General features: G+C 66.4%; 15 protein-coding genes. 5 read left to right on the top strand and 10 right to left on the bottom strand.

The genetic code is table 11. The features are described 5' to 3' along the window. Positions 1–12 precede the first annotated feature (12 nt). Positions 13–588, bottom strand: coding sequence for an alpha/beta fold hydrolase (locus tag ACW2Q0_RS18465; RefSeq protein WP_457191714.1), 576 nt, complete (start codon positions 586–588; stop codon positions 13–15). A gap of 642 nt (positions 589–1,230) precedes the next feature. Beyond that, positions 1,231–1,935 (bottom strand): hypothetical protein, encoded by a 705-nt coding sequence (locus ACW2Q0_RS18460; RefSeq protein ID WP_457191712.1) that lies wholly within the window; start codon positions 1,933–1,935, stop codon positions 1,231–1,233. A 293-nt stretch (positions 1,936–2,228) separates the two neighbouring features. Between ACW2Q0_RS18460 and ACW2Q0_RS18455 the strand changes: the two genes are divergently transcribed. After that, the gene (locus ACW2Q0_RS18455) at positions 2,229–3,563 is read left to right on the top strand and encodes an FAD-dependent oxidoreductase (RefSeq protein WP_457191710.1); all 1,335 of its coding nucleotides are present in this window, start codon (positions 2,229–2,231) and stop codon (positions 3,561–3,563) included. Between the two features lie 9 nt (positions 3,564–3,572). On the opposite strand, the gene ACW2Q0_RS18450 is transcribed toward ACW2Q0_RS18455, so the two are convergent. The 3 genes from ACW2Q0_RS18450 to ACW2Q0_RS18440 are packed head-to-tail and all read right to left on the bottom strand — an operon-like array spanning position 3,573 to position 5,994. Further along, on the bottom strand, positions 3,573–4,589 hold the full coding sequence (locus ACW2Q0_RS18450; RefSeq protein ID WP_457191708.1) for a phosphotransferase family protein: 1,017 nt from the start codon (positions 4,587–4,589) through the stop codon (positions 3,573–3,575). Beyond that, the gene (locus tag ACW2Q0_RS18445) at positions 4,586–5,797 is read right to left on the bottom strand and encodes an acyl-CoA dehydrogenase family protein (RefSeq protein ID WP_457191706.1); all 1,212 of its coding nucleotides are present in this window, start codon (positions 5,795–5,797) and stop codon (positions 4,586–4,588) included. The genes ACW2Q0_RS18450 and ACW2Q0_RS18445 overlap by 4 nt, the downstream gene beginning before the upstream one ends. A 44-nt stretch (positions 5,798–5,841) precedes the next feature. After that, positions 5,842–5,994 carry a GMC oxidoreductase gene (locus tag ACW2Q0_RS18440; protein WP_457191704.1) on the bottom strand — a complete coding sequence of 51 codons (153 nt, stop codon included), beginning with the start codon at positions 5,992–5,994 and terminating at the stop codon, positions 5,842–5,844. A 320-nt stretch (positions 5,995–6,314) separates the two neighbouring features. Between ACW2Q0_RS18440 and ACW2Q0_RS18435 the strand changes: the two genes are divergently transcribed. From ACW2Q0_RS18435 to ACW2Q0_RS18420, 4 genes are all read left to right on the top strand, one after another. Next, entirely contained in the window at positions 6,315–6,446 is a 132-nt protein-coding gene (locus tag ACW2Q0_RS18435) for a hypothetical protein (RefSeq protein ID WP_457191702.1), read from the top strand. 129 nt (positions 6,447–6,575) lie between these two features. Beyond that, entirely contained in the window at positions 6,576–7,601 is a 1,026-nt protein-coding gene (locus ACW2Q0_RS18430) for an NADP-dependent oxidoreductase (RefSeq protein ID WP_457191700.1), read from the top strand. 240 nt (positions 7,602–7,841) lie between these two features. Next, on the top strand, positions 7,842–8,549 hold the full coding sequence (locus ACW2Q0_RS18425) for a DUF2334 domain-containing protein (protein WP_457191698.1): 708 nt from the start codon (positions 7,842–7,844) through the stop codon (positions 8,547–8,549). Continuing rightward, positions 8,549–10,084 carry a glycosyltransferase gene (locus ACW2Q0_RS18420; protein ID WP_457191696.1) on the top strand — a complete coding sequence of 512 codons (1,536 nt, stop codon included), beginning with the start codon at positions 8,549–8,551 and terminating at the stop codon, positions 10,082–10,084. Before ACW2Q0_RS18425 ends, ACW2Q0_RS18420 begins: the two co-directional genes overlap by 1 nt. Here ACW2Q0_RS18420 and ACW2Q0_RS18415 read toward each other — a convergent pair. From ACW2Q0_RS18415 to ACW2Q0_RS18395, 5 genes are all read right to left on the bottom strand, one after another. Further along, positions 10,065–11,123 carry a DMT family transporter gene (locus ACW2Q0_RS18415; RefSeq protein WP_457191694.1) on the bottom strand — a complete coding sequence of 353 codons (1,059 nt, stop codon included), beginning with the start codon at positions 11,121–11,123 and terminating at the stop codon, positions 10,065–10,067. The two genes, ACW2Q0_RS18420 and ACW2Q0_RS18415, sit on opposite strands and share 20 nt — an antisense overlap. Positions 11,124–11,459: 336 nt before the next feature. Further along, positions 11,460–12,695: a vWA domain-containing protein gene (locus ACW2Q0_RS18410; protein WP_457191692.1), complete on the bottom strand. Its 1,236-nt coding sequence runs from the start codon at positions 12,693–12,695 to the stop codon at positions 11,460–11,462. After that, complete coding sequence (locus ACW2Q0_RS18405) at positions 12,692–13,936, bottom strand: AAA family ATPase (protein WP_457191690.1); 1,245 nt, start codon at positions 13,934–13,936, stop codon at positions 12,692–12,694. The genes ACW2Q0_RS18410 and ACW2Q0_RS18405 overlap by 4 nt, the downstream gene beginning before the upstream one ends. A gap of 158 nt (positions 13,937–14,094) precedes the next feature. Then, positions 14,095–15,459, bottom strand: coding sequence for a hypothetical protein (locus tag ACW2Q0_RS18400; RefSeq protein ID WP_457191688.1), 1,365 nt, complete (start codon positions 15,457–15,459; stop codon positions 14,095–14,097). Positions 15,460–15,696: 237 nt separating this feature from the next. Continuing rightward, positions 15,697–16,788, bottom strand: coding sequence for an alpha/beta hydrolase (locus ACW2Q0_RS18395; protein WP_457191686.1), 1,092 nt, complete (start codon positions 16,786–16,788; stop codon positions 15,697–15,699). Positions 16,789–16,875 lie beyond the last annotated feature (87 nt).

Genomic DNA, 16,875 nt, shown 5'->3' with positions numbered 1-16,875 from the left:
GAATCTATTTCCTTACTGATCGAGAAGGGTGGCCAGATCGATCGGGATCGAGACCTTGGGCATATGGCCCGATTCGAGAAATCGGGTGTTTCCGCCGATAAGGTCGGCGGACCGCGATTGCAGATACGGCGAGTAGCACGCATCGTTGGTGAGGCGAATATAAGTTCGCGGAAGGTCGGCCGACAGGCCCGAGAGATCTGCCGCTGCCGCGAGCAGCGCCGCCCGATCATCGATGACTTGATCGGCGGTCCATTCCGCTTGCTCGAATGACACGTCGTTGCACAACACGGCAACCGCGGCAGCGGGGTCTTGGTGATAAATTTTGCCGACGATCACTGCTTCACCGCAGCCTGGACGGCCGGATTGATCTGGTCGAGCACCCGTGTCCCATGCGGCGGCACGACCGTGGCCGCGAACACGACGTGTTGGATGCGATCCGCCAACTCTGGTAGCACCCGCGAGATCGACACTCCGGGGGGTTATCCCGCAGATGTCACGGTCGGACCGCTTTCCGTGGCCGGGCAAATCGACGGCGATCGTCGGCCCAGTGAGCAAGCGCAGCAAGCGATCCCAGTAGGAGGCGGCCATACCCGCTCCGTGCGCGAGTAAAAAAGACATCAAACCTCCGAAACTGAACTGATCTCAGTTTGAGAATCTATCCGCAGCCCCATGTGGTGTCAATCACAAAGAGCGCTAATTTGTGAAGTGAATCCAGTTGAAGAAGAACTCGTCCCGGCTCGTCAGGCATCCCGGTCGCTACGGATCGGTGCAGTACGGCTGCGGAATCGTCTGGTCGCCACCGCGCACGGTGGCGTGCATGGCGAGCTTCGACCGAAGAACTGTGGCAGCGCGCAGTGGACACGCGACCATCAGCGAGCTGAGGCTGGCTGCGGACGTTGGCTCGGGCCTCGGGCCAAGCTTGCCTGCGCCCGATGATCTTTCACGCCGCCAGCGGATGTCGCCGAGTGGTTCGAATCGCGCGACATTCGGCATAGGCGCGCAGGACCGGCGGTTGTGCGGCGCCGGGGATGCAGAAGTACCATGGCGCGTGTCGCACGCGGTCGCGGAGGGATACGTGCGCCGCAGGCGATTACGGACATGACCGGCCGATCGGGCGCGCGGCGCTCACCGTGCGGGTGACCGCACATTGTGGCCGCTCACGCCCCGCTCGGCTGGGGATCCGGGCGGGGCGTGACTTTCGACCGTTGCTTTACTGTCGCACTCGGCGAACTACTTCGGGGCGGTCATCGGCTGGTTGATGGTGGTGAAGTATTGGATGGCCGCGCCGATCGCGACGGGCGCGGTCACCAAGATCTGACCGGCCAGAGTTCCGAGCGCGCCGATGGCGACGATGCCGCCCAGGCAACCGATGGCGGCGGCCGGAATGAATGGACCGAACATGCCGACGATGGTCGCCGCGGCGACCGTCGCACCCGCGATGCCACCGAGCACGCAGCCTGCCGCACCGCCGACCAGACCGCCGACCAGCGTGCCGATCGTGGCACCCGTGCTGATGGTGCTGGTAAGTCGGTTCCAGGCGGCCTGCTCACGGTCATATTGGGTCTTCCACGGCGCCTGATCCTCATATGGCAACGCGACCGGCTTGTAGGTTGCGTGTGCCGTATCGAACTGCGGGGTCATGGTCGCGGTGCGGTCGTTGATTTCCGCGGCGATCGGGAATTCGAAATCATCGACACGGAACCGCAATTCGGTACCAGCCAGGGTGGCCCCATCGGCCGCCTTGATCTTGAATACACCATCTTCGACAACCATCGATCCCGCGCTGGTCGTGATGATCGTTGACCGGTCGGTCGCCGAAGCGGTGAAATCGATGTCACCGTGGCCGGAGGTGGGCGCGGCGTGGCCGGTTCCAGCGCTGATCCCGAGTCCGGTAGTCACTAGCGCAGCCGTTACCGCGAATTTCTTGAATTTCATTGGTCGAATCCTCATCGGTTCTTCATGTGTCGAAAAGAGTTGGCATTACTACTGATTCTGGAATCAGGCGTTAATGCCCGGACCGCGTCCGGCCGGTACGCCGTACACGACAAAGGTTCCCAAATCGTCGGCGTACCGCCGCCGCACCAAACTGAGTTGAACTCGGTTCGGGTATCACCGTACAGGAGCTGTGATCGGCTTCACAAGCAAATCAATACTTGAACTGACTTCAGTTTTATGGTTAGGGTGGCCAGCACGGCTGGGTAGCCAAGGCGACGCGTGAGGAGCATCGAATGCCACAGGTACACACCGACGTACTCGTCATCGGCGGCGGAATGGCCGGGCTAACCGCGGCGGCTCGATCACTGCACCGAGGCAATTCGGTGATCGTCGTCGAAAAGGCCGCCGCAGTAGGCGGATCCGCGCAATTCGCGGGATATGCCTGGACCGCCCCGTCCCACGCGATCATGGACGAGGTCAACCCGCGCGGCGATATCGAGCTGCGCCGCGCACTTGTCGACGGATTCGGTCCTGGTATCGCGTGGATCCGATCGCTCGGCATCGAATGCGCGGATGCGGTCACCGTCCTGCGCTACGGTTGCGGCCATCAATTCGACACCAACCGGTACATCGACGAATGCCGCCGACGGATCCGTGCCGAGGGCGAGCTGCTCACCGAGGCCGACACTCGAGCCCTGCTCACCGAGGACGGTTGCGTCGTCGGCGCTCGTGTGCGACTTCCGGATGGAACCGAACGCGAGATTCGCGCTGGTGCAACGATACTCGCGACCGGCGGGTTCCAGGCGAATCCGGAGCTGGTCGACGAGTACATCCATCCCGCTGCGAGCGCGATGCAATTGCGGTCCAATCCGACCAGCGTCGGCGACGGACTTCGGCTTGCCGAGGACGTCGGCGCCGCGACGGGCACGCAACGATCCGGTTTCTACGGCCACCTCATTCCCGCCGGGCTGGAGTTCCGCGATCCGTCGGACTTCGTCGCGCTGTCGTTGTACTACAGCGAGCACGCTCTGCTGTTCAACCTCCACAACCGCCGGTTCACCGACGAAACCGTCGGCGATCACCTGACCACCATGGAACTGCTGGACCAACCCGAGTCCCGAGGATTGCTCGTTGCCGACGAGCGGGTCTACCGCGACTGGATCACTGGAAGTTACGTCGAAGGCGCGCAGGCGCTCGACAAGTTCGATCTGGCACAACGCCGTGGCGCCCGTTGTGGCATCGCCGAAAGCCTCGACGACTTCGCATATCTGCCCGCCGAATGGGGCTACGACGGCGTTGACATCGCCGCGCAGATCCGCGCTGTAAACGCAGCGGGTGCCGCCGCGCAGCCGCCGCGAACCTACGACGCGCACGCGCTCGACCACGGCCCGTATTACGTCATCGAGGTGCGCCCCGCCCTGACTTTTCCATTTCACGGCATTCGCATCGATCGCTACGGCCGGGTCCTTGCCGCACGCGGCGGCACCATCGATGGACTCTTCGCGGCGGGGGCCGATATCGGCGGTCTCTACGACCGCGCGTACACCGGCGGAATCGCCGCCGCGCTCGTATTCGGACTTGTCGCGGCCGACCGGGCGGCAGCCGACGGTGCCGTCGCGGCTGGCTGACCGCCGTGGTCACCTCCGACGTAGTGCCCGTAAGCCTGCGGCCATGAACTCCGGTGTCGCCTCGGCCGCAGCGGTCGCGCCGTTCCCGGCGTCGGCACCTTGCCGAGCGCGGTGGGTGATTCCCTCACCGATGACCGCGAGCTTGAAATTGGCGAGGGCGAGATAGAAGTTCCACTCGCCCAGGTCTCGGCCGGATGCATCGGCATACCGCTGCGCCAGTGCATCCGCAGGAGGAAAGCGCGGGCTTGTCCACGCTGCTTCGGCTCCGAGGACGTGATCGAATGCCGGAGACCGGTAGACACACATGAGCGCGACATCGGTGAGCGGATCGCCGATCGTCGAGAGCTCCCAGTCCACCACGGCGCGGACGATGTCCGGTCCAGTCAGATCGAGAATGGTGTTGTCGATCCTGAAGTCGCCGTGCACGATTGCGGCATCCGACGCCTTCGGGACACGTTCCGCGAGGGCACGGAAAAGAGTCATCGCGTCACCGAGTTCGCGCGTCTTCACCCGTTCCCACTGACTTGCCCATAACGTCACTTGACGGGTAAGGAATCCGTCGGGCCGACCGAACGATTCGAGGCCGACGGCGCGGTAGTCGACAGCGTGCAGTTCGACCAGCGCCGCCACCAACGCCGAGGTGCTCATCTCCACCTGCGCGTCGGTCAGGCCGGCGAGGTCGTGTCGATCCCGCACCACTTGGCCCGCAACGAATTCCACGACGGTCATAGGTACGCCGAGCGCGGTGCCCGCCGCATCGAACGCCACGGTTGCGGCGGTCGGCACCCGGGTGCCCTGCAGGGCGTGCGCAACGGTGTACTCGCGGGCCATATCGTGTGCGGAGGGTGTCAGCCCAGTGACCGGCGGGCGACGAACCACCCACGCCGACTCGTCGTCGCGAACCTTGTAAGTCAGGTTCGACCGGCCGCCGCTGATCGGTTCGATCACCAGCTCGCCACGCACCTCGACCCCGCTGTCCACCAGGAACCGGTGCAGCGCTTCGGCATCCATGACCGGCAGCGTCATGCGCGATCCTCGCGAATCGCGCGTTTGGCCGCACCCACGCTGCGTTTGGCGATAGCCCAGCGATGGACCTCGGAGGGGCCGTCGTACACCCGAAACGGTCGCACCTCACGAGCGAGCCGCGCCAGCGGCAGATCCTCGGCCACGCCGAGGCCACCGCACATCTGGGCCGAGCGGTCGACGATTCGGAATATCGCCTCTGCGGCAAAGGTTTTCGCGATCGATGTCGCATTGGACGCGGAACCGTCGCGATCGAGTTCCCAGCACGCCCGGACGAGCAGCGACCGCGTTGCCGCGATATCTATCTCGTTGTCGGCGACCATTTTCTGAATCATGCCGAGATCACCGAGCTTCGCGCCGAATGCCGCACGCTGCGCCACATGTCGGAGGGCGATATCGTGGCCACGGCGCGCGGCTCCGAGCCATCGCATGACGTGCGTCATCCGGGCCGGTCCCAGTCGAACTTGCGCGTACTCGAAGCCTCGATCGACTGCACCGAGCACCGCGGAATCGGGCACCACCAGATCCTCGAAGGTGACCTCACAGTGACCGCCGAGCATCGAGCGGTCCGCCGTTGGGATGTGCCGCCCGACGTGCAGTCCTGGCGTATCGGCCGGAGCCAAGAACATCGTTGCGCCGCCACGCTCCCCCGGCTGACCCGATGTACGCGCCATGATGATGAAGAACCCGGCACCGTCGGCTCCGGTGATGAACCATTTGCGTCCGTTGATGCGCCACCCAGTCGGTGTCCGCTCGGCCCGGGTCGTCAGCGCCGACGGATCTGCGCCCGCGCCCGGAGCGGGCTCGGTCATCGCGAACGCCGACCTGATCTCACCGGTCGCCAAGGGCGCAAGGTATTGCGATTTCTGCTCAGGGCTCGCAACATGCGCGAGCAGGTGGACGTTTCCTTCGTCGGGCGCCGCAATGTTCAACGCCGTCGGACCGAAAAGTGAATACCCGGCCTCCTCGAAGACCGGCGCACGATCCGACATCGACAATCCCAGCCCGCCGTACTCGACCGGCACATGCGGGGCGAATATGCCCGCGCGCCGGGCGGCCGCCTGCAGATCCTTACGCACGATATCGCCACCGGCGGCGGTGATATCGCCACCATGCCGGTCTTCGATCGGAACGACAACCTCGCGGATGAACGCTCGGGTCCGTTCGACCAATGCCGCGATCTCAGCCGAATACGCCAAGTCGATCGCCATATACCCACCTACCGCCTGATCAGTACGACTCGAAATGTCTTGATCTACCTGAATGTATCCTCGATGAAGCCCGCGCATCTTTCGGCGATCATCATCGCTGTGGTGTAGGTCGGCACACCGACAAGGGTCGGCAGCACCGACGCGTCGGCGATGTATAGCGCATCGAGGCCGTGCACCTTGCCGTCCTGTCCGACCACCGCCCACGGGCTGCCGCTTCACCCATGGCCCCGGTGCCCACCGCGTGCGCGTAGGTGTCCTCGGCTTCCGGGACCGCCTGGGTGAGTTGACCAGTGGTGCATGACGGAGCATCCGTCCAGGTCTCGATCAGATGACTCGGAACGGCTTGTGGTCTGCGTCATGGCGACGTCTCCTCGGTCGGTTTCGACGCCAGCATACTGAACTGACTTCAATTTGACTAGCACGCCGAAATACCTGGATGGAGACCAACGGCGCGATCCTGTTGTCCAGCGCACCTTGGAGCCGAATAGGGTGTCGGCGCCCGCGTACGGGTCGGCTTGTGGACCTCGGCCTGCCGGCGATGGTGATCTACGGCTCCCAGGACAAGCGCTGGTCGTCGGCGTCCTTCCAGGACTACCGCCTCATCCCGGACGTCCGGATCGAGACCCTCGACTTCGGTCACACACCATGATCGAGGAGCCCGACAGCACCGGCACACTCATTCGCGGCTTCGCCGAACAGCACTGAATGATGCCCGCGGCAGGTGCGAGGCCGGTAAATTCGGATGACAGTAATCGGATAGGCGGGTTAGCTTCGCCGGGTGAATCGCCAGTGGATTCTTGTCAAACGACCGGTAGGCATGGTTGACGAAAGTAGCTTCGAGCTCAGGAGTGGCTCTATACCGATCCCCGGCCCGGATGAGGCACTTGTCAGGGTGGTCTGGCTGGCTTTCGATCCGACTCAGCGAGGCTGGCTCAATGACGGCCCGAACTATATGGATCCAGTGCCACTCGGTGCCGTGATGCGCGCCGGTGGCGTCGGGCAGGTGGTGGCATCCCGCAACGCCGACTACGCGGTGGGAGACTGGGTTTTCGGGATGGTCGGATGGCAGGACTACACGATCGCCTCGGGTCAGGGGCTGCTGGGACTGAATGTCGTTCCGCCAGGCATCGAGCCCAAGGCGATGCTCGGCATCTTCGGCGCGACCGGACTGACCGCTTACTTCGGCATGATCGATATCGGCAGACCCTCGGTCGGGGATACCGTGCTGGTGTCCGGAGCCGCCGGAGCGACCGGGTCCATCGCAGGCCAGATCGCGAAGGCGCTGGGATGCAGGGTGATCGGGATCGCGGGCGGAACCGCCAAGTGCACCTGGGTCACCGAGATCGCCGGGTTCGATGCGTGCATCGACTATAAGGCCGACGACGTCGAGGCGCGGTTGCACGAATTGGCTCCTGACGGTGTCCACGTGTTCTTCGACAACGTCGGCGGCGCCATCCTGGATGCTGGACTGGCGAATATCGCCGAGCGAGCCCGAATCGTGGTCTGCGGCAGCATCTCTTCCGGCTACGAGGCGGGCGAACCACCTCCTGGACCACGCAACTACATGCAACTCGGCCTCAGGCGGGCACGGATGGAGGGATTCATCTTTCTGGACTACCTCGACCGATTCCCGGAGGCATTCGGTCGGCTACACGAATGGATGACCCAAGGCCATATCATGTACGCCGAAGATGTCCAGGAGGGCCTCGAACTCGCGCCAGCCATGCTGCGCGGCCTCTTCGAAGGGCGCAACCTCGGCAAACAACTACTCCGCATCGCACCCGCCCCACTGTCGAAGCCCTGACCTTGCTTGAACTGACCCACAGTCTTGGCTGCTCGCCGACACGACCGCCAAAAACCATACGGGCGGCGATGATCTCATCACTCCACGCCTTTTGTCCTCTCATTCTTACCCGGTGCTGGTGCAGAGCCGCCCGCACCCGATGATCACTACAGGTTTCGATTCGCCAGGCAACGCATCCCTGCTGTTCAGTTGGCCGCAACTGTTCGTTGCTAACCTGCGCCCGTGCCTGCACGACTGGTGGTGAGTGTTCATGATGTTGCTCCGGCATCCGAGCGGGAAACCGCGCGCTGGATTGCCGACGCCGACGTCTTCGGCATCCCGGTGTCGATCCTGGTGATCCCGGGTCCATGGCGGGGTGCGAGCCTGGCCGACGCGCCCGAATACGGGCAGTTCCTGCGCGAGCGCCGCGCGCACGGCGACGAGATCATGCTGCACGGCTGGGAACACCGGGCCCCGAAGGAGGGTTCGTTTGCCCGCCGCGCGGTCGCCCGGATGGTGGCGCGCGGCGCCGCCGAATTCGCCGCGCTCGACGTCGCCGCGGCCGACGCCCGGCTCCGGCAGGCCATCACGGTGATGAACGAGATGGGCCTGACCACAACGGGTTTCACCCCGCCGGGCTGGCTTTCCTCACCGGCCTCGGACTGGGCGCTGCGCCGGGCGGGCTTCTCGCACACCACCGATCATTTCGGCGTGCGGGATCTGCGGACCGGCCTTCGGGTGCGCGGGTTCGCGCTGTCGCAACGCCCTGGCGGATGGGGTGAACGCACCGCGGCCGGCCTATTGCCCCGGCTGGCCGGACGTGCCGCGCAGCGCGACGGCTTGGTCCGAATCGCCCTGCACCCCGACGATCTGCACTACCCCGGGCTGCGCGATGCCGCGCTGAAGGGAATCGATGCCGCGCTCTCCGCGGGTGCGCGCCCGGCCACCTATGCCGAGGTGATCGGCTGATGCGAATCGTGCAGGTCGCCAACTTCTACACCCCGGCGTCCGGAGGTTTGCGCACCTGCGTCGACGAGATCGGCCGCGGTTATCTCGCTGCGGGACACGATCGGGTTCTGGTGGTGCCGGGCCTGTCCGACGCCGACGAGCTCACCTCATCCGGGCGCCGGATCACGGTGCGCGGCCGCCGATTCGGTGCGGCGGGCTACCATGTCCTCACCTCCGCGCGCACCCTCCCGATACTGGAGAGCGTGCGCCCCGAGGTGCTCGAATGCAGCGACAAACTGAGCATGCGCTGGCTCGCACCGTGGGCTCGCCGTAAGGGCATTCCAGTGGTGCTGTTCTCACACGAACGCATCGACGCCATCCTGCGCACCCGGGTACCACCCGGGTTTCCACTCGTCACGGCCGCGGATCTGGCCAACCGCCAGCTGGCCGCGCGCGCCGAACATATCGTCGTCACCTCGGGTTTCGCGGCTGCGGAATTTACCCGCATCGGCGCCGCGAATGTGCGCCGGATCCCGCTCGGGGTGGATCTGGACACCTTCCGCCCAATCGATCCCGGCGTAGTCGGTGCGGTAGGCGGGCGAGGGCACACGACGACGATCGCCACGGTCTCGCGCTCCACACCGGTGGTCCAGCCGTCGGCGCGACCACGAAAGGGTAACAGCACAACGCATTCCGCCTGCCCCCGCTCGCAGCGCACACGATGGTTGCCGCGCATAGTAGGTCCGCCACGCGCGTCGAACACAGCGTCGCGCCCGGCATCAGACCCTGGCGAGAACAATCTTCCGAATCGCTCCGGGCGAACCCCGGTGGACCCCACCGGTCACTCTCCGGCAGACCCCGCCGCGAACTCATTACACCTCGGCCGGTCCGCACCGTGGAATTCCGGCCAGAATGCCCTGCCACACCGGAAGTTCCACTCGGCGCAGCACAATCCGAGCAGCACAGTCCAGCTCGCGATGGTGAGCAGGCTGTCCCGCGAGAAGTGTCCCGACCGGGCGATCGATGCCGTCCGACTGTTGTGTGACAGCGGTATGCGGGTCAGGTTGACCGTGATCGGCGACGGACCGCTGCGGGAATGCCTGCAGCGCCAGTCGGCCGACCTGCCGGTGACCTTCCTCGGCCATATCGCGGATCGAAACCTGGTGGCGGCCACACTCGCCCACGCCGACATCGCCCTGTGCCCTTCCCCCGCCGAGACTTTCGGCCTCGCCGTGCTCGAGGCGCTCGCATGCGGCACGCCCGTGGTGGTCCCGCGCGACGGTGCCGCCCGCGAACTGCTCGGTCCCGCGGGTTCCGGCGTCGACTGCGACGGCACCCCCGCGGGTCTCGCCGACGGTGTGCGCACCCTGCTCACCCATCCCGCCGATCGGCGCCGCCAGGCCGCCCGCCGCAGCGCCGAACGTTTTCCCTGGTCGATTACCGTTACCGGAATGCTCGCGCTCTACGCCGACCTCGAACCCGGCGCGATCTCCGCCTGTCCCCATGAGGAACGAATCCAAGCACCCAGAACGGATTTCACCCCACCCGGTCGATAGACAAGGTATCGCCGCGTCGGTCCCGGATGCCGCCGTCACGTTGTCCACGAACGTCGCCGCCATGCCCGTCGTCGGCATCGCCATCGCGTCCACTGCGAAGGTCACCATCGGGTGCGTCGTGGATGTCGCCGTCGTGTCGGCCGGGAACGGCGCTGTCGCGGTGGTCATGAATGTTGCCGTCACGCTCGTCGTGGAGGGTGGGTGAATTCGCGAGCAGTGCAACGCCTCCGAGGATCAGGGCGGCGGCACCCGCCAGAGCGAGCGGGTCTGGTTCGGTGGCCGCGGCGAAGAGGGTGAGGCCGGCGACGTAGCTGAGCACCGGATCGGTGATGGTCACAGTGGTCAGCGCGGTCGGCAGGGAGCCGTGCGCGAATGCCTCCTGGATGAGGATGCCGCCGATGATGGTGGTCACCGGAACACCGAGCAGTATCCAACCGTACCGATGCGGCTCCGACGTGCCCACGGACACCAGCACCGCGGTGCTGGTGACGCAGAAGCCTGCCGCCACAGCGGTCAGCGAGGCGCGCAGCTGGGTCGGCCGGGTCGCCCGGGATAGCAGGAACAACACGACCACCGCTATCACCACCACCATGCCCGCCCGCGGCAGCGTCTCCGGGCGCGGCACCCCGTGCGGGACACCCTGAGCGATCAGCAAGACCAGCCCGGCGCACACGATGGCGGCGCCTACCCAATCCCGGCGCAGCAGTCGGCGCCGCCGCTGTCGCGCGGCCAGCGGCAGCGCAAACAACAGCTGCACCACCAGCAATGCCTGCACCATCGGCAACGCACCCAGCCGCAGCGCCACCGCATGGCATCCGAACCCTGCGACGCTCGCGCCCTGGCCGACCAGCCAGCGCCGGCTGGTCAGGATCCGCCGCGCAAGCGGACCCACTGCGAGTACACGCACGCCGCTCGGCTCCGCAGTCGCCGCCTGCCGTACGGTGTCCTGCTGTAATGCCGCAGAGACGGCGAACAGCACCGCAGACATCACCGCACAGGCGATACTGCCCGCCAGGCCGTTTCCGTTCGCTCCCGCCACACCGCACATCCTGGACACCCTGTATGAACCACGGTTGTCCCCGGGGTGACGGCTACGCCTCGGCCCTGTCACCCGAAACCCCCAGCGCGGAATTGCTGTTCGGCTGGCCCGCCTCCTACGGGCTGGACCTGGGCGGGTTCGATCAGGTGGCCACCGCCGCGGCCCTGGACCGGCCGATCCTGGTGCTGCAGAGCGGTCGTGACTATCAGGTCACCGAGGCCGACGTCCTGCTCGGGTGGCTGGCAGCACTGAACGGAATGCGTATCGTTCACCGGCTTACCCCCTTTCTCCCCAGTGGCTGTTTCGAATCACCCGGGACGCACCGAACAGCGCGAGCTAGCCGATTTCGACGACTCGCGCCCACGCCGGTGGTCTGTCCGGAACGTAATCGGGATCGTGTTCACTCCACGAAGGGGCCCGGCGGAACAGGCCCACGACGGTGCGGCACCACGGCTTGGTCTCGGGCCAGGGTGTCTGACCATCGGTGAGGACCACGACGACGTCCGGACGGGGTTGGGCGCGAAGGGCTTTGGCGAAGCCTGTGCGTAGGTCGGTTCCGCCACCGCCCACCAGCGGTATGCCCTCGGCCGCGCACAGCGGGTGTGCGATCCGGGCAGCGGCGTCGCAGGACAACACCGTGAGCAGGTCGCGGCGGCCGCCCGCCGCGCGGCCGATGGCGGTCACTTCGAGTAGGGCGCTGCCGAGTTCGGCGTCGCTGACCGAACCAGAGGTATCGATGATCACGCTGACGCGAGGTGGCGTGCACCGCAGACTCGGCAGGATGACACCGGGAACACCGGCCGAGCGTCGCGCGGGCCGACCGTAGGTGTAGTCCTCGCCGACCCCGGGTGCGGAGACGGCCGCGCGAAGTGCGGCGCTGAGCAGGTCGCGCCACGGCTGCGGTGGATGGAATGCTTCCTGCGCCCACCGTCGCCATCCTTCGGGCACGTTGCCCGGACGGCCGATGATGCCCTGCGCCACCCGGAAGCGCACGCCGTCGCGTTCCTGTTCGCTGAGGCCGTCCGCGCCGAGCGGCCCCAGCTCCCATTCGCGTTCCAGGCCGTCGGCGCCGCTACCGCAATCGAGCCACGCCATGCCCGGCGTGTATGTTCGGAACCGGAACTCCCGCAGGTACTCCTCCATGAGTTTGCCTGCGGGCAAGTCGATGTCGGCGGGCAGGATCGCGCCCTCCGGGCGGAGGAGTCCGTCGCCGAAGATATCGTCGTTGATCTCGAAATCTGCGGCGATATTGATGCGCAGCCGTTCCCCCGGCCCGCTCAGCTCGTGCTCGCGGGCGAAGCGCTCACCACGCCTGTGATGGTCGCGCAGCAGGTGCGAGACCTCGTGCACCAAGACCCCGGCCAATTCCTCGACCGGCATGCTGTCCACGAACGCGGGCGAAACGTAGCAGCGCCAGTGTCGGTCCACACTCATCGTCGGGACGTGGCGCGATTCGACGATGTGCAGAGCGAAAAGGGCGGTCGCCAGGTAAGGCCGGACTCGGACGGCGCACAGCCGAGCGGCGAAGAGCTTTTCCCGATCCAGTTTCTGAACCGCTGCCGGCACAGTCATCGGGCCGCCCGCAGGAGATCGGCGGCACGATCCGCGCGCTGCGACACCGACACCACGCCCGCCAGCTTCTCGATCGACGCCGGCACCTCCCAATTTCCCTGGCGCAGTGCTGCGAGCGTGGTCGCGGGGACGACCACAAGATCCGGCGCCCCGGTTTCGATCGCCTTGACCAGTAGCGCCCACGCCGCATCCCAGCGGGACCGCTCCGGGCGCTTACGCACCGCCGCGACCACACCGTCGAGCGCGGCCTGGCGCAGATCCCCGCGCTCGGGCAGCTCAGCGCCCGCCGGATCGGCCAGCAGCGTCTCGGGGTCCGGGAGGTCCATCCGGTCCAGGCTGGTCAGCAGCTCGAAACCCGGGCCATCCCCGACCGCACCCCGGACCAACAGCGACAGCACATCCCTGGACGACCCCGCGGCCGTGGCGAATGCGATGAGCCGCAGCGTCATCTCCCAAGTGCGAGGTGAAGCCCAGGCGCCACCCCGGTGCACTTCACTGCTCGGCATCTGATGCACGAGCTTCGGGCGCGCCGCGAGCAGCACGCACACCGCGCGACGCGCGAACGACACTGCGTCCGTGAGCTTTTCCCGGTCGAGCTGCGGCAGTGTCGCGCGCGGCCAGGTGCCGCCGAGACCGCGCACGACCACATCGTGATCGTGCATCCATTGCAGGTGTACGAACCGATTGGCCAGCGGCGGGCTCAGCTCCCAGCCATCGGCCGCCGACGAACGCGGGTTGGCTGCCGCCACGATCCGGACGCCGGGCGGCAGCTTCAGTGAACCGATCCGCCGCTCCAACACGAGCCGCAGCAGGGCAGCCTGCACGGCGGGTGGCGCGGTGGACAGCTCGTCGAGGAACAGCAGTCCCCGGCCCGCCCGGACCAATCGCACCGCCCAGTCGGGTGGCGCCATCGGAACACCGCGCTCCGCCGGGTCGTCGCCGAGGATGGGCAGACCCGAAAAGTCGGACGGCTCATGCACGCTCGCGATTACCGTGGTCAGCGGAAGATCGAGGGTTTGGGCGAGTTGCGTCAGGGCCGCGGTCTTACCGATTCCCGGCTCACCCCACAGCAGCACCGGCAGGTCAGCGGCTACTGCCAGGGTGATGGCCTCCAGTTGGGTGTTGGGCCACGGTTCGGTGGTGGTCTCGCCGAGCAGAGTCAGTAGATCAGCTGCGATATCGAGCTGGGAAGCGCCATCCGCAGAGGTGTGAGCAGCGGAGGGCGTTACAGAAGCAGACATATGAACCACCTTGTGTTGTAGAAGGATTAACCGATACGACGGTGGGAAAGTAGTCGCGCCATTGCGGGCCGTTAGGCGGTCGTGCCGGGCGGCTGTGCGCAGTAGTGGCAAGATCGGGAAGCAGTCGCCTCGCGCCGGAGCGCACCGCTCTGGCAGGTTTAGTAGCTCGTCGCGTTGCGCGGGTGCGCGCGGCGATCTCGTGGACGGCGAACGCCGGAGTAGTGGGGGGCGAGTTGCGCTGTGGACAGGCCGGATCGGTAGAGCCCATACGTGACCCGCTGTTGCGCGGTGGCTACCAATTCGTCCCGAAGAGCGCCGTCACGCTGGATCGCTTCGGGACCGAGCAAGCCTTCGACGACAGCGAGTGCGCCGGCGGTATCGCCGTGTGCGAGACGTTCGCGAACGCCTGGGAGGCAGTCCGGCTGGCGATGTGCCCGATCGATGGCCTGCAGGCAGGGCAGCGGGGCGCCGGTCAAGGCGGCCAGGAGTTCCTCGCGCCGGATCTCGGCCCGGTCGTGGTCCAGCGCGGACAACGCACCGCCGACCAAGCCGATTCGGTGTTGCTCGCCGCTGCATTCCACCAGCTGTGTTCGCTCCGCCTGGGGTGGCCCCCAGACGGGCTCGCTCGGCGAATAGTCCGGCACCAGCGCCGCAGCGACCAGCGGATGCAGTCGTTCGAGCGAGATCACGCCGGCGCGAAGCAGTTCCAGGTCGGGTGATTGCCAGGTCGCGGCGTCGGGCAGTACCGGAAGCGCCGAGACAGCTCCGGTCGGATATGCCGCCGCGATACGCAAGCCAGCAGGCCCCATTTCGGCAATCACCCGTTGCCGGGCACCCAACCGCACCAGGAACGTATTCTCCTGCCGCCCTTCGGAATCCAGCAGGATTCGCGCCTCGGCACCCCAGCGATCAACGGCGTAGCCGCGATCGCGCGGCGCAGTCTCCAGCAGAGCCGGGTCCAGTGCTGACCGGTCGGCGCCTGGCTCGGCTCCACACCGTACTCGCAGCTCATCGGCCCTGCGCGCATCCCAGAGGTGACGGTGCAGGTCCATCCGGAAACGTCGGTCCGGCCGGGGATGCGGATGCAAGCCGACCACGGTCGTGGCCCTATCACACAACGCGAGGCCGACCCGCTGCCCGGCATCCGCCCAAGCCGGCGCGGTACGAACCACCAAATGTACGAAACCAGCTGTGCCCCTGGGGTAACGAGCAAGCGTGATCGTCAGCCCCGGCCGGAGCAAACCATCGGGAGCAACTCTCGGCAGGTGCCAGCGCAGCAGATCCGGAGCTAAATTCCGCAGATCGGAACGGACATCGGCAGCCAGCTCCCCACCGTAAGTCTTTGCCACGGAACATAAATCGATATCGACGTCGAAACCCGCTGCGGCACAGGAACCCGCCCAATCTCCGGCGCGACGCCGAGCGGTAGCGGTTTCGATCATGGAGGGCGGCACGGCGAACTCACGCACGCGCGGCCAGAAGGAAAGGCGGGAATCGTCCCTATTCGTCTTCACAGTGAGCATCAGCACTCACCTTGGACGGACGGGACCCCCAATCTGCGATCAGAAGGAATCATCATCGCGTCGATCATAGAGCGCATCGCCGGAACTCACCAAAAGCGGCATGGAACCAAGCTCGCGACGGGCGGCGTCCGGCCGGTTCGGCAATGAGGTGGAGGTATGCGGTGTCGAGGGGATGTCGACCGCGAACCAGGCGGCGAATAGATCGTCATCGCGCGAGCACCGGGTCCAGGTTGGTAGCTACGGCGGTTCGAAGTCGAGTTGGGCGGCAAGCCGAGGCAGGCCTGCGGCGAAGGCTTGTGCGGCGAACTTCCAGGTGTGCTCGCCGGGAAGGATCGTGACTTCGGTGGGGATACCGGCTTCCCGCGCGGCCGTGGCGAGCTGGCCGGCGTGGCGAACGTGTGCCAGCTCGGCGGCGCCGCAGATGAACAGCCCCGTCACGTCGTGGTATGGGCCGTGGTGGGCGAGCACGGTGAGTGGATCGTGCGCGGCCCACGCGACGGCGTCGCCCTTGAACAGTTTGCTGATCGTGTCCTGCTTACCACCCAGGTTCGGGCCGAGATCGCCGGAGATATCGACGAAGTGGTCGAAGGTCTCAGGGTGCTCGACGACCAGGTCGACTGCGCAGGTGCCGCCCATGGACCAACCGACCACACCCCAGTCGCGCGGCGATGGGGCGGCGTCGAATGTCGACACCACGTAGGCGGGGATGTCCTTGACGAGGTGGTCCTCGGCGTTGCCAGCGGTGCCGTTGACGCATTCGGTGTCGGCGATGAGATCGCCGGTGGCGTCGGTAAACGCGAGGATCGGTGCGAGCCCGCCGTGCTGGCGAGCGTAGGCGTCGGCGTTTTCCACCGCGTGGCCCGCGCGGATCCAGTCATCCGGCGCGGCGAACACACCGCCGATCAGCTCGAGTACCGGCAGGTGCGGTCGAGGACGGCGAAACCAGGCCGGGGGCAGGTAGACGAATTCCTGGCGGTGCCGGAAGTGGCTGAGGGTATCCGGCACAGCGACGGCGACGACTCGGCCGGTGAGCGTTTCGGGTGTAACGCTGCCGAGTTGGGAGAGGTTGACCGCAGCGGGCATCGGTGCATGGGATATCGTGCGCCAGGCGTCGCGGATCGTGGGATAGTAGCCGATCGAGGTGTTGACGGCGTTGACCATCGCCGCGGTGGTGACCATGACGGCGAGCAACGCAACACCATGGCGCCACCATCGGTCGCCGTGCCAGCCGACGACCAGCGTGAGCGTCACAAAGAGCAGCACCGCGAACCAGATCCACGCCTCGGTCGGTACTGGATCGGTCAAGGCCAGCGCTGCTGGGATAGCCACCCACCCGCCAATGCCCCCCGCAACCGCGGTCACCGCAGCAATCGGCAACCACCGCGCGCGCCACCGGCGATTGCGCCACCCGGCGGC

Source organism: Nocardia citri, from assembly GCF_054065835.1.
Note: the sequence above shows the minus strand (reverse complement) of the source record. Positions and strands in the feature narration are given on the sequence as shown.

Bases quoted from the DNA above. Each gene is read 5' to 3' on its own strand.
- ACW2Q0_RS18465 (WP_457191714.1), bottom strand. From the start codon at position 588: ATGGCCGCCTCCTACTGGGATCGCTTGCTGCGCTTGCTCACTGGGCCG.
- ACW2Q0_RS18460 (WP_457191712.1), bottom strand. From the start codon at position 1,935: ATGAAATTCAAGAAATTCGCGGTAACGGCTGCGCTAGTGACTACCGGA.
- ACW2Q0_RS18410 (WP_457191692.1), bottom strand. From the start codon at position 12,695: ATGACTGTGCCGGCAGCGGTTCAGAAACTGGATCGGGAAAAGCTCTTC.
- ACW2Q0_RS18400 (WP_457191688.1), bottom strand. From the start codon at position 15,459: ATGCTCACTGTGAAGACGAATAGGGACGATTCCCGCCTTTCCTTCTGG.
- ACW2Q0_RS18405 (WP_457191690.1), bottom strand. From the start codon at position 13,936: ATGTCTGCTTCTGTAACGCCCTCCGCTGCTCACACCTCTGCGGATGGC.
- ACW2Q0_RS18455 (WP_457191710.1), top strand. From the start codon at position 2,229: ATGCCACAGGTACACACCGACGTACTCGTCATCGGCGGCGGAATGGCC.
- ACW2Q0_RS18420 (WP_457191696.1), top strand. From the start codon at position 8,549: ATGCGAATCGTGCAGGTCGCCAACTTCTACACCCCGGCGTCCGGAGGT.
- ACW2Q0_RS18445 (WP_457191706.1), bottom strand. From the start codon at position 5,797: ATGGCGATCGACTTGGCGTATTCGGCTGAGATCGCGGCATTGGTCGAA.
- ACW2Q0_RS18450 (WP_457191708.1), bottom strand. From the start codon at position 4,589: ATGACGCTGCCGGTCATGGATGCCGAAGCGCTGCACCGGTTCCTGGTG.